The 25232-nt window shown below is 71.2% G+C and carries 24 protein-coding genes; 12 read left to right on the forward strand and 12 right to left on the reverse strand.

The genetic code is table 11. The features are described from left to right. Positions 1-61 precede the first annotated feature (61 nt). From E4N62_RS48890 to E4N62_RS32040, 3 genes are all read left to right on the forward strand, one after another. Positions 62-1195 (forward strand): S1C family serine protease, encoded by a 1134-nt coding sequence (locus E4N62_RS48890; protein WP_374117097.1) that lies wholly within the window; start codon positions 62-64, stop codon positions 1193-1195. A gap of 233 nt (positions 1196-1428) precedes the next feature. Further along, on the forward strand, positions 1429-1896 hold the full coding sequence (locus E4N62_RS32035; protein ID WP_230219954.1) for a sec-independent translocase: 468 nt from the start codon (positions 1429-1431) through the stop codon (positions 1894-1896). 236 nt (positions 1897-2132) lie between these two features. Beyond that, entirely contained in the window at positions 2133-2804 is a 672-nt protein-coding gene (locus E4N62_RS32040) for a hypothetical protein (protein WP_230219955.1), read from the forward strand. 161 nt (positions 2805-2965) lie between these two features. On the opposite strand, the gene E4N62_RS32045 is transcribed toward E4N62_RS32040, so the two are convergent. From E4N62_RS32045 to E4N62_RS32055, 3 genes are read right to left on the reverse strand one after another with little or no spacing between them, the layout of a single operon-like run. Beyond that, the gene (locus E4N62_RS32045) at positions 2966-4099 is read right to left on the reverse strand and encodes an Mrp/NBP35 family ATP-binding protein (RefSeq protein WP_230219956.1); all 1134 of its coding nucleotides are present in this window, start codon (positions 4097-4099) and stop codon (positions 2966-2968) included. Between the two features lie 43 nt (positions 4100-4142). After that, positions 4143-4847, reverse strand: coding sequence for a DUF1003 domain-containing protein (locus E4N62_RS32050; RefSeq protein WP_230219958.1), 705 nt, complete (start codon positions 4845-4847; stop codon positions 4143-4145). After that, positions 4837-6138, reverse strand: a complete 1302-nt coding sequence (locus E4N62_RS32055; RefSeq protein ID WP_230219960.1) for a magnesium transporter MgtE N-terminal domain-containing protein — start codon at positions 6136-6138, stop codon at positions 4837-4839. The genes E4N62_RS32050 and E4N62_RS32055 overlap by 11 nt, the downstream gene beginning before the upstream one ends. 176 nt (positions 6139-6314) lie before the next feature. Between E4N62_RS32055 and E4N62_RS32060 the strand changes: the two genes are divergently transcribed. Then, complete coding sequence (locus E4N62_RS32060; protein WP_230219961.1) at positions 6315-7070, forward strand: hypothetical protein; 756 nt, start codon at positions 6315-6317, stop codon at positions 7068-7070. Positions 7071-7815: 745 nt separating this feature from the next. Here the strand turns inward: E4N62_RS32060 and E4N62_RS32065 are convergent. Beyond that, on the reverse strand, positions 7816-8361 hold the full coding sequence (locus E4N62_RS32065; protein WP_230219962.1) for a hypothetical protein: 546 nt from the start codon (positions 8359-8361) through the stop codon (positions 7816-7818). Between the two features lie 20 nt (positions 8362-8381). Then, on the reverse strand, positions 8382-9506 hold the full coding sequence (locus tag E4N62_RS32070) for a magnesium and cobalt transport protein CorA (protein ID WP_230219963.1): 1125 nt from the start codon (positions 9504-9506) through the stop codon (positions 8382-8384). 535 nt (positions 9507-10041) lie between these two features. Here E4N62_RS32070 and E4N62_RS32075 point away from each other — a divergent pair. From E4N62_RS32075 to E4N62_RS32090, 4 genes are all read left to right on the forward strand, one after another. Then, entirely contained in the window at positions 10042-10626 is a 585-nt protein-coding gene (locus E4N62_RS32075) for a suppressor of fused domain protein (protein WP_230219964.1), read from the forward strand. 252 nt (positions 10627-10878) lie between these two features. Next, positions 10879-11520 (forward strand): DUF6758 family protein, encoded by a 642-nt coding sequence (locus tag E4N62_RS32080; protein ID WP_184899143.1) that lies wholly within the window; start codon positions 10879-10881, stop codon positions 11518-11520. Between the two features lie 243 nt (positions 11521-11763). Further along, on the forward strand, positions 11764-12621 hold the full coding sequence (locus tag E4N62_RS32085; RefSeq protein WP_230219965.1) for a PHP domain-containing protein: 858 nt from the start codon (positions 11764-11766) through the stop codon (positions 12619-12621). A 155-nt stretch (positions 12622-12776) separates the two neighbouring features. After that, the gene (locus tag E4N62_RS32090) at positions 12777-13382 is read left to right on the forward strand and encodes a MarC family protein (protein WP_184899146.1); all 606 of its coding nucleotides are present in this window, start codon (positions 12777-12779) and stop codon (positions 13380-13382) included. 73 nt (positions 13383-13455) lie between these two features. On the opposite strand, the gene E4N62_RS32095 is transcribed toward E4N62_RS32090, so the two are convergent. Continuing rightward, positions 13456-13608, reverse strand: a complete 153-nt coding sequence (locus tag E4N62_RS32095; protein ID WP_099967352.1) for a hypothetical protein — start codon at positions 13606-13608, stop codon at positions 13456-13458. A 236-nt stretch (positions 13609-13844) separates the two neighbouring features. Here E4N62_RS32095 and E4N62_RS32100 point away from each other — a divergent pair, with 236 nt between their 5' ends. Beyond that, positions 13845-14750 carry an NYN domain-containing protein gene (locus tag E4N62_RS32100; protein ID WP_230219966.1) on the forward strand — a complete coding sequence of 302 codons (906 nt, stop codon included), beginning with the start codon at positions 13845-13847 and terminating at the stop codon, positions 14748-14750. Between the two features lie 45 nt (positions 14751-14795). Here the strand turns inward: E4N62_RS32100 and E4N62_RS32105 are convergent, their stop codons facing one another. Both E4N62_RS32105 and E4N62_RS32110 read right to left on the reverse strand, forming a co-directional pair. Next, on the reverse strand, positions 14796-15692 hold the full coding sequence (locus E4N62_RS32105) for an alpha/beta fold hydrolase (RefSeq protein ID WP_230219968.1): 897 nt from the start codon (positions 15690-15692) through the stop codon (positions 14796-14798). A 199-nt stretch (positions 15693-15891) separates the two neighbouring features. Continuing rightward, positions 15892-18378: a DEAD/DEAH box helicase gene (locus E4N62_RS32110; protein WP_230220323.1), complete on the reverse strand. Its 2487-nt coding sequence runs from the start codon at positions 18376-18378 to the stop codon at positions 15892-15894. A 505-nt stretch (positions 18379-18883) separates the two neighbouring features. On the opposite strand from E4N62_RS32110, the gene E4N62_RS32115 reads away from it, so the two are divergent. Further along, entirely contained in the window at positions 18884-19660 is a 777-nt protein-coding gene (locus E4N62_RS32115) for a ferritin-like fold-containing protein (RefSeq protein WP_184899153.1), read from the forward strand. A 116-nt stretch (positions 19661-19776) separates the two neighbouring features. Here E4N62_RS32115 and E4N62_RS32120 read toward each other — a convergent pair whose 3' ends face one another. From E4N62_RS32120 to E4N62_RS32135, 4 genes are all read right to left on the reverse strand, one after another. Beyond that, on the reverse strand, positions 19777-20049 hold the full coding sequence (locus tag E4N62_RS32120; protein ID WP_184899155.1) for a hypothetical protein: 273 nt from the start codon (positions 20047-20049) through the stop codon (positions 19777-19779). 208 nt (positions 20050-20257) lie between these two features. Further along, positions 20258-20485, reverse strand: coding sequence for a DUF3107 domain-containing protein (locus tag E4N62_RS32125; protein ID WP_009293559.1), 228 nt, complete (start codon positions 20483-20485; stop codon positions 20258-20260). 164 nt (positions 20486-20649) lie between these two features. After that, positions 20650-21291, reverse strand: coding sequence for a TetR/AcrR family transcriptional regulator (locus E4N62_RS32130; protein ID WP_152171547.1), 642 nt, complete (start codon positions 21289-21291; stop codon positions 20650-20652). A 200-nt stretch (positions 21292-21491) separates the two neighbouring features. After that, entirely contained in the window at positions 21492-21713 is a 222-nt protein-coding gene (locus tag E4N62_RS32135) for a hypothetical protein (RefSeq protein WP_230219970.1), read from the reverse strand. A gap of 415 nt (positions 21714-22128) precedes the next feature. Between E4N62_RS32135 and E4N62_RS32140 the strand changes: the two genes are divergently transcribed. Together E4N62_RS32140 and E4N62_RS32145 are read left to right on the forward strand one after the other, a co-directional pair. Continuing rightward, entirely contained in the window at positions 22129-23304 is a 1176-nt protein-coding gene (locus tag E4N62_RS32140) for an alpha/beta fold hydrolase (RefSeq protein WP_230219972.1), read from the forward strand. A 720-nt stretch (positions 23305-24024) separates the two neighbouring features. Further along, positions 24025-25047, forward strand: coding sequence for a DUF3152 domain-containing protein (locus E4N62_RS32145; RefSeq protein ID WP_230219974.1), 1023 nt, complete (start codon positions 24025-24027; stop codon positions 25045-25047). The last annotated feature ends 185 nt before the right edge of the window (positions 25048-25232 follow it).

The raw sequence follows: 25232 nt of genomic DNA on the forward strand, positions 1-25232 counted from the left end.
GCCCTGGCAGAACCACGACCCGTGGGCCGGGTCGGGGGCGCTGCAGCAGAACGGGGCCGCGGTGGACGACGTGGCGCGGCGGCACAGGCGCAGGGGCAGGACGCTGCTGGTCGGGGCCCTGCTGATCGCCGTCGTGGCCGGCGGTGTCGGCGGAGTCGTGGGCACGTACCTGGAGCGCAACGGCGGGGTCGGGGCGATCGAGCTGCCGCAGACCAGCGACGGGGTGACGGGCCGGGCGCCCGACAGCGTCGCGGGGATCGCCGCCAGCGCCCTGCCCAGCGTCGTGACCCTGCACGTGAGCGGGGACAGCGCACAGGGCACCGGCACCGGCTTCGTCCTGGACGAACGCGGCCACATCCTCACCAACAACCACGTCGTCGACCCCGCCGGAGCGGACGGCGACATATCGGTGACCTTCAGCGGCGGCGAGACCGCCAAGGCCACCATCGTCGGCCGGGACACCGGCTACGACCTGGCCGTGGTCAAGGTCTCCGGTGTCAGCGGGCTCAAGCCGCTGCCCCTCGGCAACTCGGAGGAGGTCCGGGTCGGCGACCCGGTCGTCGCCATCGGCGCCCCCTTCGACCTGGCCAACACCGTCACCTCCGGCATCATCAGCGCCAAGGAGCGGCCCATCACGGCCGGCGGCGAGAGCGGGAACGTCAGCGATGTGTCGTACGTGGACGCGCTGCAGACCGACGCGCCGATAAACCCCGGCAACTCCGGAGGCCCGCTCCTCGACGGCAAGGCCCGCGTGATCGGCATCAACAGCGCCATCCGCTCCGCGGGCAGCGGCTCCGAGTCGGACGGCGGACAGGCCGGTTCCATCGGCCTGGGTTTCGCGATACCCATCAACCAGGGCAAGCGCGTCGCCGAGGAGCTGATCAACACCGGCAAGGCCACCCATCCGGTGATCGGGGTCACCCTCGACATGGACTACTCGGGTGACGGCGCCCGTATCGGTGACGGGGGCGACGGCGGCGGTTCGGGGGTGACCTCGGGCGGTCCCGCCGACCGGGCGGGGATGCGCTCGGGCGACGTCATCACCGAGGTCGACGGCCGGCGTGTCCACTCCGGGGACGAACTGATCGTCAAGGTCCGAGCCCACCGGCCCGGCGACCGTCTGGAGCTCACCCTGCTGCGGGACGGCAGGGAGCGGACGGTCACCCTCACCCTCGGCTCGTCCGGCGGCGACTGAGCGAGTGCCGACGGCCGTGACGGCGGGGCTCACTGACAGCAACTTCACAGGAGGGGCCCCGCACCCTCTCCCGCCAGGCAAACAGCTGGGAAAACCCGTCGTTCGGGCGTGGTCGGAGGCTGCCCGAAGGTACCGGATCGACGGCATCGCCGGGTACCGTGGATCCGGCCCGGACCACGGAAGACCTGCCGAGGCCCGCGGATCGGGACCGAGGACATCGCAAGGAGCTTCAGGTGTTCAATGACATAGGTGCGCTCGAGGTGGTGACGCTCGTCGTCCTCGCCGTGCTCGTCTTCGGTCCGGACAAGCTCCCGAAGGTGATCCAGGACGTCACGCGGACCATCCGCAAGATCCGCGAGTTCTCGGACAGCGCCAAGGCGGACATCCGCAGCGAACTCGGGCCGGAGTTCAAGGACTTCGAGTTCGAGGACCTCAACCCCAAGACGTTCATCCGCAAGCAGCTGGACAACGACGAACTGGGGCTGAAGGAGATCCGCAACGGCTTCGACCTGAAGAAGGAGATGGCCGAGCTCACGGACGCGGTCCACGGCCGCGAGTCGGAGTCCTCCTCGTCCTCCTCGTCCGCGTCCTCCTCCTCGGACTCCTCCGCTGCCGTCTCCTCCGGTGCGACCGGCGGCCCCGTCGACATGACGAAGAAGCGCGAGATCGAGCGTCCGCCGTACGACATGGACGCCACCTGAGCCGTACGCCGGTGTGCCGCCGCGCTCCCCTACGTGATGCGATTCATACCGTCACGCCCCCTCGTACGGCCTGAACCCGCCAGTACGCCGTCCTACGCGCCGGGCGCTTTCCCTGCTGCTCGGAGAGCTGTGGCTATGCTGCCCAGTTGTTGTGCGGACCGTACGAAGAGCGAGCGACGACGCCCGAGGGGGGCGGGCCGCTCCGGTCCGTCGAGAGCGAGGAGGCGTCCGGGCACATGGAGACGACGAGTCGGGTAGGCGCGCAGGCGTCGGCCGCGGAGGGCGGACAACAGCTCCCCTCCGGCCGACGCGCGGTCGACGGCTACCTGCTGGCGCCCTTCCCGTGGTACGGCCTCGACGAGGCCTTCACGGGACCGCGCTGGCTGATGCAGGTCGGTACGTCGGCGGAAGGAGCCGTCGAGCACGGTTCGATCGGCCACGGTGACGAGCCCTCGGTGCGCAACGAGTACACCGCCGGGTCGGACGACGAGGTCAAGGAGCGGTTCGCGGTCGTGGTGACCGTCGCGGAGAACCCCTCACGCAGGAGCGCCGACGGTACGGGGCTGCTGGAGGCCACGTCGGTCTCCTCGGCGGCCTGGCTCGCGGGCGTGGGGCTGTTGTCGTTCACCTGGCCCGGGCAGTTGGACCACTCCCTGCGGGACGACTGGCTGGACCAGCAGACCGAGGCCGCGTGGGTGTTGGCCGACGATCTCGCCGGGCCCGACTGGTCGACCCTGTCCCTGCCGGTGGACGGGGTGCCGACGCCGTTCCACTACCGCGAGTCCGAGTTCGGGTGGGTGCTCGCGGGGTCGACCTCGCAAGGGGTGCATGTGGGGGCGTACGGGCGGGGGATGAGCGCGTACGGTCTCGGCTTCGCCGGGATCAAGGACATCGAGGCGTACGCGTAGCTTGAGGGGCACCGCTGCGTTGTGCTGCGGTGCCCCTCGACGCCGTTGGGGCTTCGGTGGTTCGGGGAGTGCGCGTGCGTTGTGGCTTGTCGCGCAGTTCCCCGCGCCCCTTCTGATGTGGTCCTTGGCTTTGACAGGTGCCCAGGGAGCCTGGAACCGGTCTAGAACTTGTTCCTCGGGGTGATTCCCAGGCTCATGCCCGACAGGCCCCTCTGGCGGCCGCCCAGCTTGCCCGCGATGGCGCGGAGGGCGGAGCCCGCGGGGGAGTCGGGGTCGGTCAGGACCACCGGCCTGCCGTCGTCGCCACCCTCGCGGAGGCGGACGTCGATGGGGATGGAGCCGAGGACCGGGACCGTGGCGCCGGTGGTGCGGGTGAGGCCGTCGGCGACGGTCTGGCCGCCGCCCGTGCCGAAGACGTCGACCATCTCGTCGCAGTGCGGGCAGGGCAGGCCCGACATGTTCTCGATGACGCCGACGATCTTCTGGTGGGTCTGCACGGCGATGGAGCCGGCGCGCTCGGCGACCTCGGCCGCCGCCTGCTGCGGGGTCGTCACGACGATGATCTCGGCGTTCGGGACCAGCTGCGCCACCGAGATGGCGATGTCGCCCGTGCCCGGCGGGAGGTCGAGGAGGAGCACGTCCAGGTCGCCCCAGTACACGTCCGCGAGGAACTGCTGGAGGGCGCGGTGGAGCATCGGGCCGCGCCAGACCACGGGGGCGTTGCCCGGGGTGAACATGCCGATCGAGATGACCTTCACGCCGTTCGCGGAAGGCGGCATGATCATGTTCTCGACCTGGGTGGGACGGCCGTCGGCGCCCAGCATGCGGGGCACGGAGTGGCCGTAGATGTCCGCGTCGACGACACCGACCTTGAGGCCGTCGGCCGCCATGGCCGCCGCCAGGTTCACCGTCACCGAGGACTTGCCGACGCCGCCCTTGCCGGAGGCGACGGCGTACACGCGCGTCAGCGAGCCCGGCTTGGCGAAGGGGACCTCGCGCTCGGCCTGGCCGCCACGCAGCGCGCCCGCCAGTTCCTTGCGCTGTTCGTCGCTCATCACATCGAGTTCGACATCGACGCGTGTGACGCCCTCGACCTGTGCGACCGCCTCGGTCACGCGCTGGGTGATCGTGTCGCGCATGGGGCAGCCGGAGACCGTCAGGTACACGGCGACCGCGACCGCTCCGTCCGCACCGATCTCCACCGACTTGACCATCCCGAGTTCGGTGATGGGGCGGTTGATCTCGGGGTCGTTCACCGTCGACAGTGCTTCGCGCACCGCGTCTACCGTAGCCATGAAGACGATGGTACGGCGCGGCGCGGGGCCCCTGGGAGCCCTCTCAGCGGTCGCCCATGTCACGTCCGCGGGGGTGTTCCGACGGGAATACCGTCCGGTTCGCGCGCAGGCCCTCCCCGTCGTGCTCGTGCAGCTCCCTGACCAGGTCGTGGAGCTCCGAGCGCAGCCAGTCGCGGGTGGCGACCTCGCCGAGGCCGATGCGCAGCGCGGCGATCTCCCTGGTCAGGTACTCGGTGTCGGCGATCGACCGCTCGTTCTGCTTGCGGTCCTGTTCGAGGTTGACGCGGTCGCGGTCGTCCTGACGGTTCTGCGCGAGCAGGATCAGCGGGGCCGCGTAGGAGGCCTGGAGGGAGAGCATCAGGGTGAGGAAGATGAAGGGGTAGTTGTCGAAGCGCAGGTCACGCGGGGCAGAGACGTTCCACACCACCCACAGGATGATGACGACCGTCATCCAGACGATGAACCGCCCGGTGCCCAGGAACCGCGCGGTCCGCTCCGACAGCCGTCCGAAGGCCTCCGGGTCCCACTCCGGCAGGAACCTGGCCCGGCGGCGCAGCGGCTGGTCGAGACGCGTACGAGGGCGCGCGGTGGCCCCGGAGGGCGTGCGCTCCCTCAGGAGAGCCCCAGAGTGCGACGTCCGCTCCCGCGCCCCCGCGCCGGAGTGCGCCCGCTCCCGCCCCGCGTGCCGCCCGTCCCGCCCTTCCCGCCCGTCATGTCCTCCGTGGCGTCCGTCCCGGTCAGGAGCCATAGCCGGCTCCCTGCTCGTCGGCGTCGCCGTCGTCCTCGTACAGGTAGAACTCCGTTTCCCGCCAGTCCTCGGGAAGCATGTGGTCCAGTACGTCGTCGACGGTCACCGCGCCCAGCAGCGAGCCGCTCTCGTCGACCACGGGCGCCGCGACCATGTCGTACGTCGCGAAGAACCCGGCGACGGCGCGCAGCGCGGCCTCCGGGTCCAGCGGCTGGAGATCGTCGTCGACGAGCGAGCTGACCAGGGTGTACGGCGGGTCCCGCAGCAGCCGCTGGAAGTGGACCGTGCCGAGGTACTTGCCGGTGGGGGTCTCGTCCGGGGGCCGGCACACGTACACCTGGGCGGCGAGCGCCGGGGAGAGGTCGGCGTTGCGGACCCTCGCGAGCGCGTCGGCGACGGTCGCGTCCGGGCGCAGCACGATCGGCTCCGTGGTCATCAGACCGCCGGCGGTCTTCTCCTCGTACGCCATGAGCCGCCGCACGTCCGCCGCGTCGTCCGGCTGCATCAGGGTCAGCAGCCGTTCCTGTTCGTCCTCCGGGAGCTCGGCGAGGAGGTCGGCGGCGTCGTCCGGGTCCATGGCCTCCAGGACGTCGGCCGCGCGCTCCTCCTTGAGCTTGCCGAGGATCTCGATCTGGTCGTCCTCGGGCAGCTCCTCCAGGACGTCGGCGAGCCGGTCGTCGTCGAGGGCGGCGGCCACCTCGGCCCGGCGTTTGGGGGAGAGGTGGTGCAGGACGTTGGCCAGGTCGGCAGGGCGGAGCTGTTCGAAGGTCGCGAGGAGGTTCTCGGCGCCCTGCCCGTGCTCCTCCAGCGAGAAGCCGGTGACCGCCGACCACTCCACCGTCAGCGTCTCGCCCTTGTGCCGCCGGAAGGCTCCGCCCTTGCCCTTCCGTACGAACACCCGGTCGATCTCCCAGTCCCGGCGGGCCGGCAGTTGCTGCACCGAGATGTCGAGGACCGTCACCTCCTCGCCGGTCTCGACGAGGGGCACTCGCCGGTCCAGCAGTTCCCCGATGACGAGGCGCTCGGTGGGGCGTTGCTCGAAGCGGCGCACGTTCAGCACGCCGGTGGTGATGACCTGGCCCGACTCGATGCCGGTGACCCGGGTCATGGGCAGGAAGATCCGGCGCCGGGTGGACAGTTCGACCACCAGGCCGAGCAGGCGTGGGGGCTTGCGGCCCACCCGCAGGATGGCCACCAGATCCCGGACGCGGCCCACCTGGTCGCCGTTCGGGTCGAAGACGGCGACGCCGGAGAGGTGGGAGACGAAGATCCGGGGCGCCACCGCCGCCATGAGCCGCCCCTTTCCTTCCCGTCGCGAGGGGAATGTCCGCCGAGGACGGCTTCAGGCTAGCCCGTCCCGATCGGATATGCCCTGGTGAGCGGTGCGGACGGACTGGCTCCGTGGCGGGTCGGGAGCCCCGGTACTCTGCGGTACGCCTGGACTCCCCACGAAGAGGTGCATCGCCTGTGACTGTGATTCCCCGTACCCGAAGGGCCGCACTGGTGAGCGCCGTCTGCACCCTGGTGGTCGGGGCGCTGGGGCTCACGGGGTGCGGCGAGGACCCCAACGAGGGCACCAACGGGGTCGGCCGGCTGGAGCCGGCGAAGATCCAGAGCAAGACGAAGGCGGCGGCCACGGCGGCGGACACGGTCCGGCTGTCCGGGGCCGTGGTGAGCAACGGCAAGACCTACAAGCTGGACATGCGCCTGAAGGAGGACGGCGGCACGGGTTCGGTGACGTCGGAGGGCTCCACGTTCCGGCTGCTGAAGGTGGGCGAACACCTCTTCCTCAAGGCCGACGCGGACTTCTGGGACCACCAGGACTCCGGTGAGCACGGGGGTGAGGGGGACTCCGAGACGGCCGCCGCGGACAAGCTGGACGGCATGTATGTGAAGGTGCCGACCGGTGACCCCGCCTACAAGCGGTTCAGCGGCTTCACCGACAAGGATGTCCTCCTCAACAGCCTGCTCACCCTGCACGGCACGCTCTCCACCGAGGGCCACCACGAGCAGTCCGGCACCCGCACCATCCGCATCACCGGCGACAAGGGCTCCGGCGGCACGCTCGACGTCTCCCTCGAAGGCACCCCCTACCCCCTCCGCCTCGTCCGCGCCGGCGACGCCGGCACCATCCTCCTCACCGACTGGGACAAGAACTTCACCCTGGAGGAGCCGGACGAAAAGTCGGTGGTCGACTACGGCAAACAACTCCCGACGTCGTAGCGAGGGACAGGACGGCCTGTCGGGGGCATGCCGCGCGGCCTTCCGGGGCGAGCCGCGGTCTCGGCGGCGGCGGTGTTCTCGGCGGGACGGGCGGCCTCTTGTGGGGTGGGGGTGCGTTGCGGATGGGTGGTCCGGGCGGGGCGAGCCGCAGGGGTGGCCTGGGCGGGGCGAGCCGCAGGAATGAGGCGCACCGCTTGTTCGCCCGGAGCCGCCGCCAAGCGGGCCGCGCCCCTCTGAGGGGGCCCGCGCGGCCCCGCCCGTTTCTCGAAGCCTGCGGCTCGGCTCAGCGCCCAAGGGCCTGGCCTGTTTTCGAGAGGCGCCCGCAGCTAGGTCCGCGCCCAAGGGCCGCGCCGTCTTCGAGGGGTGCCTGCCGCAGCTTCGGATCCTCGCGCCCGTCCTTGAGGGGTGTGCCTGCGGCTCGAGTCAGCGCTCAAGGTCCGCGCCCGCCTCTGAGAGGTGCCCGCAGCCAAATTCCGCGCCCAAGTTCCGCCACCCGGCCCCGTAGTTCTGCCGGGCCTCTCACACGGGCCGGGCCTCTCACACCGGCCGGGCCCCTCGTTCGGCCGGACCCCTCACACGGCCAGCGCTCCGCCCCGCCGGCCCCACCCCGCCCTCAGCCCACCGGTCTCCAGCCCCACCGGTCCCCGTTTCTGCCAGGGCCCCGATCCCGCCGCAGCGGTGATCAGACACGACGGTGGATCTCGGCGGTGCCGAGCGGGGCGCGCCCCGGGGCAGGGCGCCGGTCTCAGCGGTCGCGTTTGCGGCGGCCGAAGAGCAGGCGTGGGACCGCCGCCGGGATCGGCTGTCGTGTGGTCGCCGGTGTGGTCACCGGTGGCTGCGCCAGGTCGCCGTCGGGCAGGGGCAGGGTCGCCCCCGTCGGCTCCAGGCGGAGCACCCGGCACTCGCGGGCCCAACGGGCCGGCATGGCCTCGCCGTCGGGGGCGTTGAGGCGTTTGCCCTTGAGTTCGGCCACGGCGGACTCCCACGCGGGAGAGTCCGGGGCCAGTTCGACGACGTCCGCCGCCCAGCTGACCAACCGCCCGCCCTTGTCCTTGCTGCGCACGGTCACCACGGCCGACCCCCCGTCGGTCAGCCCGGGCAACGGCTGCTCACCCGGTCCGTCGCCCACCACGCACGCCGCACCCTCGTGCCAGACGTGCCACAGTGCCCGGGACACCTCACCACCCCGGACCCAGATCAGCCCGGACTTCTTGGTGGCCTCTTCGACGAGGGCCTGTTCGAGCAGCGCGTCGGTGGTCGGCGCATCGGCGGGGAGCGAACCGGCTGTCATGGGGGCAGCCTAACCGTGCCTCACAGCCACCCGTTGCGCTTGAGCGTCCGGTGGATGCCGAGGCAGAGCGCGACCGTGACCCCGAGGACCACCGGGTAGCCGTACTTCCAGTGCGTCTCCGGCATGTAGTCGAAGTTCATGCCGTACACGCCGCACACCATCGTCGGCACGGCGATGATCGCCGCCCAGGACGTGATCTTGCGCATGTCCTCGTTCTGCGCGACGGAGGCCTGCGCCAGGTTCGCCTGGAGGATCGAGTTGAGCAGCTCGTCGAAGCCGACGACCTGTTCCTGGACCCGGGCGAGGTGGTCGGCCACGTCACGGAAGTACTTCTGGATGTCCGGGTCGACCAGCCGCATCGGCCGCTCGCTCAGCAGCTGCATGGGCCGCACCAGCGGCAGCACCGCCCGCTTGAACTCCATGACCTCGCGCTTGAGTTGGTAGATCCGGCCGGCGTCGGTGCCCCGGGGCGTGCCCTTGCGCCCGAGGGAGAACACCTCCGTCTCCACCTCGTCGATGTCGTCCTGCACGGCGTCCGCGACCGCCACGTACCCGTCGACGACGTGGTCGGCGATGGCGTGCAGCACGGCCGACGGGCCCTTCGCCAGCAACTCCGGGTCGTCCTGCAGCCGGTGACGCAGTGCCCTGAGCGAACCCTGCCCGCCGTGCCGCACCGTGATGAAGAAGTCCCGCCCGGTGAAGCACATGACCTCGCCGGACTCCACGACCTCGCTGGTGGCGGTGAGTTCGTCGTGCTCGACGTAGTGGATGGTCTTGAAGACGGTGAAGAGGGTGTCGTCGTACCGCTCCAGCTTCGGCCGCTGGTGCGCGTGCACCGCGTCCTCCACGGCCAGCGGGTGCAGCCCGAACTCGGCCGCGATGCCGGAGAATTCGGCCTCCGACGGCTCGTGCAGGCCGATCCAGACGAAGCCGCCGTCACGGCGGACCTGACGGATCGCCTCGTGCGGCGTCAGGTTGCGCTCGAACGAGACGCGCGCGCCGTCGCGGTACACGGCGCAGTCCACGACGGCCGTGGCCGCCTCCGCCGGGCGCGTGGCGTCGTACACCCCGCCGTCCTTGCGCAGCGACAGCCGCGAGGGACGGGACGGGCGGACCGCGGCGCGCAGGTTGTGGATCATCGACATGAGCTGGCTCCTTCGCAACGAAAGGCCGCCGGCGACGGTTGGAACTACCCGGAATGGGGACGTTTTGACTGCGGATGTTTGGCACGTCCACAAAGCGGGGAGCACCGCACCGTCGCGGTGACAGCTTCGCTTGATTCAGATCAAGACGGGAAAGAAGTGCTCTTCCGATGCGCGACGACCGGCGAGCGGCACGAAGCGGGTGAGGCGATAGCCGACGGAGCGAGAACTACGGCTACGGCCTGAGCTACGGAACGTGAACAGCGGAAGAGCGGGTGGTACTGCCAGGTCGACTTCGGTCCATCGCAGCCCCACCTCCTCCGGCCGGTCCCTCGTAAGGGACGTTCCATACCCCCATCCGGGGTTCCCCGTAGGGGAGTCAGTCTTCTCGGTACGGGACGCGAAGGCGTGAGAAGCCTTGAGAGCGAGGCTTCTGCGTGCTGCCCGCGTGCTGTCCCGACCGGCGGCCAAGACTAACAGTCGGCTGCAGTGTCAAGGCGCGTGTTTGCCGGTTCCTGACGAGTTCTATGCTCGGCTCATGGCTGATGTTCTTCCGTTGGTGGAGGCCCGTTTGCGCACCGCGCTGGGCGAACCGGACGCGCGCGCCGCGGTCACCTTCCTCGGCACGGACCGCATCGAGGTGCTCCGTTTCACCGACGGCGACATCGTCCGCTACGCCACGCTCGGCATGTCCGCCCAGCCGATGGCCGACCCCACCGCGGTCCTCGCCGACCCCGTCAAGGGCCCCCGCGCCGAACTCGTCCTGTCCGTGCGGCGTGGCGTCGCCGACACCGACAAGGTGCTGCGCCCGCTCGCCGTACTCGCCGCGTCTCCGCAGGTGGAGGGCGTGATCGTGGCCCCCGGCGCGTCCCTCGACGTGGGCGATCCGCTCTGGCCCGGCGCCCCCTTCACCTCCGTCCTCGTCGCCGAGTCCGGCGGCCTGGTCGAGGACCTCGAACTCGCCGCCCCCGCCGACCCCGTACGGTTCCTGCCCCTCCTGCCGATGACCGCCAACGAGGCGGCCTGGAAGAGGGTGCACGGCGCCCAGGCCCTCCAGGAGCGCTGGCTCACCCGGGGGACCGACCTCCGCGACCCGGCGCGAAAGTCCGTCTCCCTGGACTGAACGGCCGCCCGACACGACTTCCCCGTGTGACGGACGGCACGCCACACGTGACCGGAGGCCGCTCGGCAGGTGGCCGAAAACCGCCGCTTCCCTTGGCGGTGTGGGTAGTTGATTCCGTTGTTCGGTCCGACGGGCCGGCAGGCGGCCGTGGACCGGCGTTGGTGCGCTGAACGTGTGCGGAATGTGACGCGCACACGCCGGACGGGTGATCGTCCTTGACGCGAGGAAGCACGGGGAGGACCGTTGGGCCCTATGAGGGGCGAACCCAGTTGCCCGAAGTGTGGTGGCCGGGTCAGGGCTCCCGGCCTCTTTGCCGACTCCTGGCAGTGCGCCGCGCACGGGACGGTGCACCCGCTGCAGCCCGTGATCCCGCCCAGCGTCGAGGCCCTCAGTGTCGTGGTGCACCGTGCCGAGGTGCCCGTCTGGATGCCTTGGCCGCTGCCCGTGGGCTGGCTCTTCACGGGGGCCGCCTTCGCCGGGGACGACCGCAGCGGCGGACGCGCCACCGCCGTGGCCTGCTCCGGTCCCGGGCCGCTCGGCGGTGTGGGGGAGCTCGTCCTCATCGCGGAGGAGCTCGGCGTCGGCCTCGGTGCGCGGTACGCGGGCATCGACGGTCCCGATCCCGGCCCGTATCTGAGCGTCGAGAAGCCACCCCAGGCGAAGGTGCTGGCCGCCGGACGGCCGACACCGCTGTGGCACGTCACTGGCACGCCGGACGACCGCGCGGTCTTCGCGGGCGAGGCGCTCGGACTGTGGCTGTGGGCGATCGTGTGGCCCGAACAGACCGGACTGCTGATGTACGACGAACTCGTGCTGACGGACCTGCGGGACGCGGGAGCGGAGGTGGAACTTCTCCCGTGCGGAGCCCTCTCCCCGCGCATCCTGGAGCCGTAGGGGCGCCTGATGATCAGAGGGGCAGGGCAGAAGAGTCAGGGGCGCGGGGAGCTGCGCGACCGACCCCACCGGACGCGCGGCCGCCCGCGAGCCCGCACACCCCGCCCATGAGGCGCCCGTTCCATCCGCCCCCGACACCACCCCTGTAGGGGGCACTCCCCGGTTTCGGGTGTGACAGGGCTGGCCCGAAAGGGCGCTATCCTTGAGCGTCCGCTTCCCTTCCCCGCGCCTGGAGTCCGAGTCGTGCGTATCGATCTGCACTGCCACTCCACGGCCTCCGACGGTACGGACACCCCGTCCGAGCTGGTACGGAAGGCTGGCGCGGCCGGTCTGGACGTCGTCGCGCTGACCGATCACGACACCACGCGCGGGCACGCCGAGGCGATCGCCGCGCTGCCGGAGGGGCTCACCCTGGTCACCGGCGCCGAGCTGTCGTGCCGACTGGACGGCGTCAGCATGCACATGCTGGCCTACCTGTTCGACCCCGAGGAGCCCGACCTGCTCGCCGAGCGCGAGCTGGTCCGGGACGACCGGGTCCCGCGCGCCCGCGGGATGATCGCCAAGCTGAACGAGCTGGGCGTGCCGGTGACCTGGGACCAGGTCGCCCGGATCGCCGCCGGGGGCTCCGTCGGGCGGCCCCACGTGGCCACCGCACTCGTCGAACTCGGCGTCGTACCGACCGTGAGCGACGCCTTCACGGAGCAGTGGCTCGCCGACGGCGGCCGCGCCTGCGTCGAGAAGCACGAGACCGACCCCTTCGAGGCGATCCGGCTGATCAAGGGCGCCGGCGGTGTCGCCGTCTTCGCCCACCCCGCCGCCGTCAAACGCGGTCGGACCGTACCGGAGTCCGCCATCGCGGAGCTCGCCGCCGCCGGACTCGACGGCATCGAGGTCGACCACATGGAGCACGACCCGGCGACCCGGGCACGGCTGCGCGGCCTGGCGAAGGAGCTGGGGCTGCTCGCCACCGGTTCCTCGGACTACCACGGCAGCCGCAAGACCTGTGTGCTCGGCGAATACACGACCGACCCCGAGGTGTACGGCGAGATCACGCGGCGGGCCACCGGAGCGTTCCCCGTCCCGGGGACCGGCGGGAACTAGCCGGTCCCTCGCTCGTGCGGCACCTGGACGCAAGGTGCCCACGTCTCACCTCTTCCGCCGCGCCGAACGATTGCCCACAGTGGTGAGCGGCTCGGTCGCCGACGCCTGCCAAGGGCACCCCTCGTTCGTCCTCCTCCTTCCCGCAAGGCACCCCTGTGTTCGATCTCGCCATATTCGGCTCCCTCTTCCTCACTCTCTTCGTGATCATGGATCCCCCCGGGATCACTCCGATCTTCCTCGGCCTCACCGCCGGGCGGCCCGCCCGTACCCAGAAGCGGATGGCCCTCCAGGCCGTCTGCGTGGCCGGTGGCGTGATCACCGTCTTCGGGTTGCTGGGGCACCAGATCCTGGACTATCTGCATGTCTCGGTGCCGGCGCTGATGATCGCGGGCGGGCTGCTGCTTCTGCTGATCGCGCTCGATCTGCTCACCGGCAAGACGGACGAGCCGAAGCAGACCAAGGACGTCAACGTCGCGCTCGTGCCGCTGGGGATGCCGTTGCTGGCCGGACCCGGTGCGATCGTGTCGGTGATCCTGGCGGTGCAGAAGGCGGACGGCCTGGCCGGTCAGATGTCCGTGTGGGCCGCGATTCTGGCGATCCACATCGTGCTGTGGCTCACGATGCGGTACTCGTTGCTGATCATCCGGGTCATCAAGGACGGCGGAGTGGTCCTGGTGACCCGCCTCGCCGGCATGATGCTCTCCGCGATCGCCGTACAGCAGATCATCAACGGCGTCACCCAGGTCGTGCAGGCTTCCTAGCGGCGAGCCCGCAGTAGAGCGCCCCGTACGGCATGTGCCGTACGGGGCGCTGAAGTGTGAACGGATCCGCGTCCTATGAGGCGGTCACGTCGGCCGGGCGGATCCAGAGTCGCTGCCCGATGGCGGCGGCCTGCTGCACGATCCGGTTGACGGAGGCGGCGTCCACGACAGTGCTGTCCACGGGTGTGCCGTTGACATCGTCGAGTCGCAGAATTTCGAAGCGCAAGGGCTTCTCCCTTCGTCTGGTCATCCTCCTGAGGAGAACTACTGGTGGTGGCTCACGGGTCGTCGGTGCCCGTGTTCCATCAGGAGTCAACAGCATGCATGTTACGAACATTCCCTACGCTAAAGAAATTTTTCGAGAAGCTAATTACTAACCGGTAAGTGGTGTGGTGGTATGTCTACCTGGAAGCAGGAAGACTGATTGGGACCGGTTGTGTTCGCAGCGTGACCGCCGGGACAATGGCAGTAATGAACGACGACCTCACGGCGCTCGGCGCCCGCATCGACCGTACGAACGAGCTGCTGCACCGCATGCTCGCCGAGGTGGCGAAGACACCCTCGACACACGCGATCTTCGTCGATGCCGGGTACCTGTACGCGGCCGTGGGCCGACTCGTCGCGGGGACGGAGGACCGGCGGTCCTTCGATCTCGACGCGGAAGGGCTCATCGACGCGCTGATCGACAAGGCGCGCACGATCTTCGCGGACAGCCGGCTGCTGCGGGTCTACTGGTACGACGGGGCGCGCCGCCGCATCCATACGGCGGAGCAGCAGTCGATCGCCGAGCTGCCCGACGTGAAGGTCCGGCTCGGGAACCTGAACGCGAACAACCAGCAGAAGGGCGTCGACTCGCTGATCCGCACCGACCTGGAATCGCTGGCCCGGCACCGCGCGATCAGCGATGCGGCCCTCATCGGCGGCGACGAGGACCTGGTCTCGGCGGTCGAGGCCGCGCAGGGGTACGGGGCGCGGGTCCACCTCTGGGGCATCGAGGCGCCCGAGGGCCGCAACCAGGCCGAGCCGCTGCTCTGGGAGGTGGACAGCCAGCGAACCTTCGACCTCGACTTCTTCAAGCCGTACGTGTCACGGCGGGCGGCCGCCACCTACGACGCGCCCGCAGGGGCCCGCCCCAGCCGTGAGGACGTCCGCTTCGTCGGCGCCCAGATCGCCGCGAAGTGGCTCGCCTCCCGGGGCCGGGAGACCTTGCAGGAGTTGCTCCATGGCCACCCGTACCTCCCCGGCTCCGTCGACCAGGACCTGCTGGTCGAGGCGGAGGGCCTGCTGCAGTATTCGCTGCGCGGTCAGGCGGACCTGAGACGGGCGCTGCGGGACGGCTTCTGGGAGCACCTGAGGGCGCAGTACTGAGAGCCGGGCTGCTCCGGCCGGACCGGCGCCCGGTCCGGCCGGTGCTCAGCCGGCGATCCGGTCCCAGAAGCCGCTGAGGGCGTCGGCCGTAGCCTTCGGCCGGTCGGTGTTGGGGGAGTGCTCGGCGCCGCGGACGACGGTGCGGTGGGCGCGCAGCCGTACGGCCATGTCGTCGAGGACCGGGATCGGCCAGGTGTCGTCGCGTTCACCGGAGAGGACGTGCTTGGGCAGGTCCACGGCGGCGAGTTCGGCGACCCGGTCGGGTTCCGCGCAGAGTTGGCGGCCCGTGGCGATGAGCTGGGCGGGTTTGGTGGCGAGCCAGCGGCGGCGCAGATCGGCACGGTCGTCCAGCCCCGCATCGAGGGCGCCCGTGTCGGCCTCCTCGGGCTCCGGTGCCTCCATCGCCTGGATGGCGTCCCACACCTGCTCCATGTCCATCACGGCCAGGGCGTCCCGCAACAGCTTCACGCGCTCCTGCTGGCCGACCGAGATCTGGGCGGGGCCCGAGGCCATGAGGGTGAGCGAGGCGAAGGGGGAGGCGTCCATCAGCACGGCGGCGCGGGAGATCTGGCCGCCGAGCGAGTGACCGACCAGGTGCAGTCGGCCGCCGTCGCTCACGGCCCGCGCCTGGGCGAGCAGGTCCTTGGCCAACTCCGCCTGCGCGTACGGTGCTTCGTCGGCCTCGGCTCCAGGGCTCTCGTACTGCCCGCGCCCGTCCACGGCGACCGTGCGGTATCCGGCCGCCGCCAGCGGCTCGTGCAGCGCGATGAAGTCCTCCTTGCTCCCCGTGAACCCAGGCACGAGCAACACGCTCCCCTTCACCGCCACGCCCGCCTCGATGACGGCGAACTCCCCACGGGGAGTACGCAGATGGTGGGCGCGGGCGCCGGGGGCAGGGGTGAAGGAGGGGGACGGCTCATGGGGAGCGTAACGGTCCACCAAGGGCGCGGAGGGTGGGGATGGGCCGCGTGGCCGGGTGCGCGGCCAGCCCCCGAACGGACGCCTGGGGGTCAAGGGGCACCTCCCGCTCGAGCGCAGCCGAGGGGGAGGGGACGGGTAGGGGCGGCGGGGGCGAGAAACCCCTGAAAGGCCGAAGGCCCGGCCCCCCAGGGGAACCGGACCTTCACACGACAGGACGGCCTCAGCCCTCCGTACCCTCCACCACAGCCACAGCCTTCCGCGTACGCCGCCGCGGAGCAGGAGCCTCGCCCCCCGCCTCCTCGGCAGCAGCCGAAGCCACCGCCTTCCGCGTACGCCGCGGCTTGGTCGCCTGCTCCTCCGTCGGCTGCGCGGGCACCGCCCCCTCAGCCGTCTCCACGGTCTTGCGGGTCCGGCGGCGCGGCTTGGCCACAGCCTCGGCGGTGTCCACGGCGGCCTCGGCGGCGTTGTCGGTCGTCTCGACGACCGGCTCGGCAGCCTTCCGGGTCCGTCGGCGGGGCTTGGCCGGTGCCTCCTCGGCGGCGGCCTCCTCGCTCACGACCTCGGTGGGCGCGGCGACCTTGCGCGTACGGCGACGCGGCTTGGTCACGGCCTCGGCGGCCGGCTCGACGCCGGTCGCCCCCTCGGCCGTGTCGACCGCGGCCTCGGCGGCAGGAGCCGCGACGGCGGCCGCCGCCTTGCGGGTCCGACGACGCGGGGCCGCGGCCGGAGCCTCGACCACCGCCTCCTCGGCGACAGCCTCGACCACGCTCTCGGCAGCCGTCTCCACGGTCTTGCGGGTCCGGCGGCGCGGCTTGGCCACAGCCTCGGCGGTGTCCACGGCGGCCTCGGCGGCGTTGTCGGTCGTCTCGACGACCGGCTCGGCAGCCTTCCGGGTCCGTCGGCGGGGCTTGGCCGGTGCCTCCTCGGCGGCGGCCTCCTCGCTCACGACCTCGGTGGGCGCGGCGACCTTGCGCGTACGGCGACGCGGCTTGGTCACGGCCTCGGCGGCCGGCTCGACGACCGGCTCCACGACAGCAGTGCCCTCAGCGGTGTCCAGCGACGCTTCCGCGGCGGGCGCGGCCTCGGCCACCGGAGTGGCGGCGGTCTCCACCGACTTGCGCGTACGACGGTGACGCGGCTTGGGAGCCTCCTCCACCGACTCGGCGGGCGCGACGGTGTCGACCACGACCTCCGCCCGCTCGACCGGCGCGCTCTCGACGGTCTCGGTCTCGATCACGGCCTCGGCGGCCGGGTTCACCCCGGCACGCGTGCGGCGGCGACGGCGAGGCGTACGAGGCTCGGACGCGCCGGAGTCGGAGTCCGGCGTCTGCGTTGCAGACGGCTCGGTGACCGCGGCGGCCTCCGGGGACGCCCCGTCGACGGTGGCACCACCGCGCGTACGCCGGCGGCGACGCGGCGTACGCGCCGGGCGCTCCCGCTCCCGCTCACGCTCGGCGGACGACGGGCCGGAAGCACCGGCGCCACGGCCGCCACGCCCGCGCGGACCACGCCCGCCCGGCTCGCCGAGGTCTTCCAGCTCCTCCGCGTCCAGCCCGGCCCGGGTGCGCTCGGAGCGCGGCAGGACACCCTTCGTGCCCGCGGGGATGCTCAGTTCCTCGAAGAGGTGCGGGGACGTGGAGTACGTCTCCGGCGGGTCGTTGAACCCGAGGTCCAGCGCCTTGTTGATGAGCTGCCAGCGCGGGATGTCGTCCCAGTCGACGAGGGTGATCGCGATGCCCTTGGCCCCCGCGCGGCCCGTACGGCCGATGCGGTGCAGGTACGTCTTCTCGTCCTCGGGGGACTGGTAGTTGATGACGTGGGTGACACCCTCGACGTCGATGCCGCGTGCGGCGACGTCGGTGCAGACGAGGACGTCCACCTTGCCGTTGCGGAAGGCGCGCAGCGCCTGCTCGCGGGCGCCCTGGCCGAGGTCGCCGTGGACCGCGCCGGAGGCGAAGCCGCGCTGCTTGAGCTGGTCGGCGAGGTCGGCGGCCGTGCGCTTGGTGCGGCAGAAGACCATGGCCAGACCCCGGCCGTCGGCCTGCAGTATGCGCGCGACCAGCTCAGGCTTGTCCATGTTGTGCGCGCGGTAGATGTGCTGCGAGGTGTTGCGGACCGTCGCGCCCTCGTCGTCCGGAGCCGTGGCGCGGATGTGCGTCGGCTGGGACATGTAGCGGCGGGCGAGGCCGATGACCGCGCCCGGCATGGTCGCCGAGAACAGCATCGTCTGGCGGCGGGCCGGAAGCATGTTGATGATCTTCTCGACGTCGGGCAGGAAGCCCAGGTCGAGCATCTCGTCGGCCTCGTCGAGGACCAGGCACTTGACGTTCTTGAGGTTCAGCTTCTTCTGGCCCGCGAGGTCGAGGAGGCGCCCGGGGGTGCCGATGACGACGTCGACGCCCTTCTTGAGGGCCTCGACCTGGGGCTCGTAGGCGCGGCCGCCGTAGATCGCGGTGACGCGGACGTTGCGCACCTTGCCGGCGGTCAGCAGGTCGTTGGTGACCTGGGTGCACAGCTCGCGCGTGGGGACGACGACGAGCGCCTGCGGCGAGTCGACGAGGTCCTCGGGCTTCGCGCGGCCGGCCTCGACGTCGGCGGGGACGACGACGCGCTCGAGGAGGGGGAGACCGAAGCCCAGCGTCTTGCCGGTGCCGGTCTTGGCCTGGCCGATGACGTCGGTGCCGGAGAGGGCGACCGGGAGCGTCATCTCCTGGATGGGGAAGGGGTTGATGATGCCGACGGCCTCAAGGGCCTCGGCCGTCTCGGGAAAGATGCCGAGATCGCGGAAAGTCGTAGTCAGGGTGCTGCCTCTTCTGTGTACGCGGTGTGAGGCGAGCGCGGGGGTCGTGTCGGACCGTGCCGGGGACGTCGGCCACCGCACGGGCGGGCCGTGTGGCACGGGACCACTGCCGACGCTCTAGCGCTCATACCGCTGAGGGGTTCCCTCCGGACGCCGTACGCGGAGTGCCGTACGGAAAAGGAGGGCTGTCGGGTCGGAGCCGATCGGGCCACCGACCGGGCATCCTCATGCGTGCGGCCTGTCGAGGCCGCGTCGAACTACGTCGCGGTACCAGCAGGCGCATTACCACCATACCTCGGAATCGCGCATATGCGATGGCCGATTTGGTCACGTAGTCGTCGTCACACTGAATGGCGCACAGAATGGCGCACCGAATGACCGGGCCCTTCCGCCTTGCGCGGAGCGGGCTATTGTGCGCTGCATGACCACGTCTGACAAGCCTGAGAACGCCAGCGGCGGCGAGTCCGCCGACGCCGCCGACACCACGGAGGTCACCGGGATCGCCGCCCAGGACTGGGAGCGGGCCTCCGCCGACCCGCAGTACCGCGCCGCGGTGGTGGACCTGCTGGGCGCGCTGGCGTACGGGGAGCTGGCGGCGTTCGAACGGCTCGCTGAGGACGCGAAGCTGGCGCCGACCCTCGTCGACAAGGCGGAGCTGGCGAAGATGGCGGCGGCCGAGTTCCACCACTTCGAGAGGCTCGCCGGCCGCCTCACCGAGATCGGGGAGGAGCCGACGCGTGCCATGGAGCCGTTCGTCGACGCGCTCGACGGCTTCCACAAGCAGACGGCCCCCTCGGACTGGCTGGAGGGGCTCGTCAAGGCCTATGTCGGCGACTCGATCGCCAGTGACTTCTACCGGGAGGTCGCCGCGCACCTCGACTCGGACACGCGCTCGCTCGTGCTCGCGGTGCTCGACGACACGGGGCACGCCGGTTTCGCCGTGGAGAAGGTCCGGGCGGCGATCGACGAGGACCCACGGGTGGGCGGTCGACTGGCGCTGTGGGCGCGGAGGTTGATGGGAGAGGCGCTGTCGCAGTCGCAGCGGGTGGTGGCCGACCGGGACGCCCTGTCCACGATGCTGGTGGGCGGTGTGGCCGACGGCTTCGATCTCGCCGAGGTGGGGCGGATGTTCTCGCGGATCACCGAGGCGCACACCAAGCGGATGGCCGCGCTGGGCCTGGCCGCGTGAGCGCCTAGTCGCCGTGGGGCGCGGTGCCGTCCTGCGGGTGCGGGTCTCGTCGTGGCCTGTCGCGCAGTTCCCCGCGCCCCTGGACGGGCGGCTTCGCCGCCGTCAGGGGATCTTCCTCACGCCGTCGCCGAGCTGCTGCGTCGAAAGCGCTCCGTCGGGCGGAGGAGCAGGGAGAGGGAGGCCGCCGCGACGACCAGGGCGCCGGTGAGGACCAGCAGGTAGTTGGCGGAGCCGAGTGCCGTGTGTGTCAGGAAGGCGCCGAAGAGACCGCCCGCGGTGCCCGTCGGCAGGACCAGGGCGCGGGACGGCAGACGGTGCGGCAGGCGGTAGACGGCGGCGCAGGCGAGGGCGAAGCCGAGGAGTGCGGATCCGAGTGCTTCCAAGAACATGATCGGGTTCCCTCCCGCACGGCCTGGCCTGGGCAAATCGGTCGTAGCCGGTACTACCCGCGAGGCATGGGACGCAATCATCGTCTGTGGACGAGATGTGGCCGACCTGTGCGGCGCGCCCCGTGGTGACCATGATGTGCGGGCGTACGGAGGGGGCCTGGTGGTTTCACACCACCGGGCCCCCTCCGTACGCCTCTTGTGCTGGTGACTACAGCGCGCTGAAGCCCACCTTGCGGACGGTCGGCTCGCCGATGTCGACGTAAGCGAGACGGTCGGCCGGGATCAGCACCTTGCGGCCGTGCTCGTCCGTGAGGCTCAGCAGGGCCGACTTGCCGGCCAGCGCCTCGGCAACCGCGCGCTCGACCTCCTCGGCACTCTGACCGCTCTCCAGAACGATCTCGCGCGGCGCGTGCTGCACGCCGATCTTGACCTCCACGGCTATGTCCCTCCGACGGTCAGTGAAATGCGCGGGCTTCCGCGCCGTACGCAGCACACATTAGCCCGGTGAGGGGACGTACACGCTCCGCCTGAGAACGCCAGGAGCGAACAGGGGGCGGGAACAAATCCCCGAACCAGGGAGTGGCCCGCCGGACCGTGGGGTCAGTGCTGGTCGATGCCGTGCAGCGGGAAGCCCGCGATACCGCGCCAGGCCAGCGAGGCCAGCAGTTGGACCGCCTGCTCGCGCGGGACGCTGCGGTCGCTGTGCAGCCACGACCGCGCCACCACCTGGGAGAGGCCGCCCAGGCCCGAGGCGAGGAGCATCGACTCCGCGCGGGAGAGGCCGGTGTCCTCCGCGATGACGTCGCAGATCGCCTCGGCGCACTCGTTGGTGACCTTGTCGACGCGCTCGCGCACGGCGGGCTCGTTCGTCAGGTCGGACTCGAAGACCAGCCGGAAGGCGCCGCCCTCGTCCTCGACGTACGCGAAATAGGCGTCCATCGTCGCCCGGACCCGCTGCTTGTTGTCCGTCGTCGACGCCAGCGCGCCGCGCACGGCCTGGATCAGCGACTCGCAGTGCTGGTCCAGCAGGGCCAGGTAGAGGTCGAGCTTGCCGGGGAAGTGCTGGTAGAGCACCGGCTTGCTGACTCCGGCGCGCTCGGCGATGTCGTCCATCGCGGCCGAGTGATAGCCCTGGGCCACGAAGACTTCCTGGGCGGCGCCCAGCAACTGGTTCCGTCGGGCTCGGCGCGGCAGGCGTGTGCCCCGCGGGCGCGCCGCCTCTGTCTGCTCGATGGCTGTCACGCCGCCTCCCAAGATCGTCCACATGCGGTGTGCGCCGCGCCGCCATCGTACTTTTCGGTAACCCGGGTGTGCGCGGTGCGAGCGCAGAATTTCACGGACCGGACAGCGGGAAAAGTGCCGCCAACCGCGTCAAACAGGGGCAGGGTGGACAGGAGGAAGCCCTTTCTCGTCACCGGTCGTCGTCCCTGGTGAGGATCGGGTTACCGGTAGTCGTCCTCGTCCAGGGAGACCACGCGGGCCTGTTCCGCCAGATCGGCCTCGTTGGCCGCGTCCGGGTCGACGTCGGTCAACGGGTCGTCCCGGTCTGGGGCGACCTCGGCGTGCTGCTCGGCGGCATCGGCCTCGGGGGCCTCCACATCGTCGAACTCCACGGAGTCCTCCTCCTCGACGAAGGTGTCGGGATCGGTCGGATCTACGGCCATCGTGGGTTCCCCTTCCTGCTGCTGCCCTGGTGCCGCCGGAACGTCCCGACGGCGGCGGGGGCCACGTACGGGTGCCCTGTTCGCGAGACCGGATGCGTTGTCACGGGCCTGCCTTGTGGCGGCTCGCGAGCCTGGTCGTGCGTATGGCTCACGGGCCTGTTCGTGAGAGCGCTTGCGAGCCCGTCCCCGGGCACGCTCCGAGCGCGTCTGTGAGCCCGTCTCCGAGCCTAGGAGACAGGTCATCGCGGCGCTACGCGGTCGATCCGGTGCGATGCGGTTCGGGGCGGTGAGCCCACCGTCGGGTCGGCGGCGAGTGCTTCGTGCCCGGTACCCCGTGAGAAGTGGCTGATTTGCGGTGTGTTCTGTGACGGCGAACACATGAGCCACTGCGTGATCGTCTCGTAACATTGCCCGCATGTCTTCGACCGAGCTCCCGTCCCTGCTGAGCGCCACCGCGTCGCCGAGGGCGAGTGCCGTGCGCGTGGCACCCGGCGAGCGGCTGAGGCCGGTCCGGTTGCCGGGGATCACGCTGTCGGTGCGGTCGAGACCGCCCGCGCGCGAAGGACTGCCGCCCGCCCTGTACGTGCACGGCCTGGGCGGCTCCTCGCAGAACTGGTCCGCGCTGATGCCGCTGCTCGACGGGCTCGTCGACAGTGAGGCGCTCGACCTGCCCGGCTTCGGCGACTCGCCGCCGCCGGACGACGGCAACTACTCCGTCACGGGACACGCCCGCGCGGTCATCCGTTACCTCGACTCCGCCGGGCGTGGCCCCGTGCACCTCTTCGGCAACTCTCTCGGCGGCGCGATCACGACCCGCGTCGCCGCTCTGCGCCCCGATCTGGTGCGCACCCTGACGCTCGTCTCGCCGGCCCTGCCGGAGCTCCGCGTGCAGCGGACCGCCGTGCCCACGGCGATGCTCGCGCTGCCGGGCATCTCGGCGCTCTTCAGCCGCTTCACCAAGGGCTGGAGCGCCGAGCAGCGTGTACGGGGCGTCACCGCGCTCTGTTACGGCGACCCGGGCCGGGTCACGGAGGAGGGCTTCCGCAACGCCGTGGAGGAGATGGAGCGGCGCCTCCAACTGCCGTACATGTGGGACGCGTTGACGCGTTCGGCGCGGGGGCTCGTGGACGCCTACACTCTGGGCGGTCAGCACTCGCTCTGGCGCCAGGCGGAGCGGGTCCTCGCCCCGACCCTCCTTGTCTACGGCCGACGCGATCAGCTCGTCGGCTACCGCATGGCCCAGCGCGCGGCCCGCTCCTTGCGCGACTCCCGCCTCGTCTCCCTGCCGGACGCGGGGCACGTGGCGATGATGGAGTACCCGGAGGCGGTGGCCGCCGCGTTCCGTGAGCTGCTCGCGGATGCGGGGCGGTCGCGGGGCGGGGCGGATGTGGAGCCGGTGGGTGAGGAACCATCGGGTTCGGAGCCGGTGGGTTCTGGTCTGGTGGGTGCCTCGTCGGTGGGTTCGTCTTCGGGGTCGGTCGGTGTTTCGGGTGAGGGTGGTTCGGTGAGTGGCGGTGGCTCGGTCGGCGCCGACGACGGCGACGCGGTCGCCGAAGGGCCGCCCAAGGGCTCGCCCGGCGTGGGGAGCTGAGGCGCGGCGTGGGACGGCACAGCCGCAAGGGGCGGGCGCCGAAAGGCGACACAAGTGATGTCGACATAAGGACAGCCGGGACAGCGACGTCCGCCGGGCCGGGCGACCGCGCGGCGGCGCCTTCGCGAGCGCCCGGCGCGGAGGAGCCCCGAGGCGCGCGGACCGGGGGCCCGGGGTACGGGTACGACACAACGTCGGGGCAAGGGCTTCCGGGGCAGGGGCTACCGGGTCAGGGCAGGCCGGGATTCGGCGGTGGTGGGCCTGGGCAGCAGAGCGCGCCGCGGTTCGGTGGTGGTGCGCCCGGGCAGCAGGGGGTGCGTTTCGCCGACGGCACGCCCGCGCACGGCTTCCCGCGTCTGCCCGACGGCACACCGGCACACGGCGTACCGCGATACGCGGACGGCACCCCGGCGCACGGTTTTCCCCGCCTTCCCGACGGCACGCCCGCGCACGGCTTCCCGCGCCTTTCGGACGGTGCCCAGGACGGCGGTCGTCCGTCGAGTCGTGGGGAGCACCCCGAGCAGCGTGAAGCGGGCGGGGGTGGGGCCACTTGGTGGTGGTAGGCGCGGGCCGGGTGTCGGACACGGCGTGGCGCAGGGGTCGCCCGCGGGGGCTCCGTATGGTGGGCCGGGCGAGGCGTCACCCCATGGCGCCCCGTACGGCGTGCCTCCGGAGGGTTCGGGCCGTCGTATCCCCATTCCCCGGCAGCGGCAGGAGACCATGCCCCCCGGTGGCCCCCGCCAGGCTTATCTGGACGCCTTCGACGAGGTCGACGACGTCTTCGCACCCGGCCGGACCCATCGTGGCGCGCCGGGTGCCGACGACGGCTGGGCCGAGACGGCTCCGGAGGAGCAACCGCCGCGCGGGCGGTCGCCGCACGAGCAGCCGCACGAGCGGCCGCCGGGCGACGGGACCGGGGCCGCGGGGACGGCGAAGGGCGGCAAGGGACGGGCGTTCACCGGGATCGCGGCGGCCGCGGTCACCACCGTGCTCGTGGTCGTCGTGGGCGGGCAGATGGCCGTCGGGGAGGACGACACCGTCACTCGCCAGCCGCAGGCCGCCGACGAGCGTGCCGTGCGCGACGCCTCGCGCAGCGACAACCGGCCCACCCCTCCTGTTTCTCCCAGCCCGACCGCGACCCCGCTGTCGTACGACCAGAAGATGGACAAGAAGTACCCGCTCGCCGCGGATCTGGAGGGCGGCGGAAAGTTCGAGGCGGTCAAGGGCTTCGACAAGGCGCCGGGGGCGGGACAGAAGTACCGCTACCGGGTCGACGTCGAGAAGGGCCTCGGACTCGAAGCGGAGCTGTTCGCCGAGGCCGTCCAGAAGACCCTGAACGACGACCGCAGTTGGGCCCACAGCGGCGGCCGTACGTTCGAGCGGATCTCCTCGGGGGCCCCCGACTTCGTGATCACGCTCGCGAGCCCGGGTACCACCGCGATCTGGTGCGCCAAGTCGGGCCTCGACACCACCGTGGACAACGTGTCCTGCGACTCGGCCGCCACCGAGCGCGTGATGATCAACGCGTACCGCTGGGCGCAGGGCGCTGAGACGTACGGCGACGAGATGCACGCGTACCGACAGATGTTGATCAATCACGAGATCGGTCACCGTCTCGGCTACGGCCATGAGACCTGCGACAAGAACGGCGAACTCGCGCCGGTCATGCAGCAGCAGAGCAAGTTCCTGACCTTCGGCGGGATCACCTGCAAAGCCAATCCCTGGCCCTACCCGGGGAGTTGACGAGACTCTCCGCGTCGTCGATCGACGCGGAGTGACCAAGTGATCCCTTAGCGCGACAAAACGCGTACCGCTAGCGAAAGTTACGACCGTTCACCCCTTTTGGTGGCGCGATGGACAACCGTCCGTCGCGCCGCCGCCTTGTCCGCATACGTTCGTCCCGCTGCGGGCCGCCGGGCGAACGGCGG

Source organism: Streptomyces sp. MNU76 (genome assembly GCF_020982545.1).
Lineage (GTDB): Bacteria > Actinomycetota > Actinomycetes > Streptomycetales > Streptomycetaceae > Streptomyces.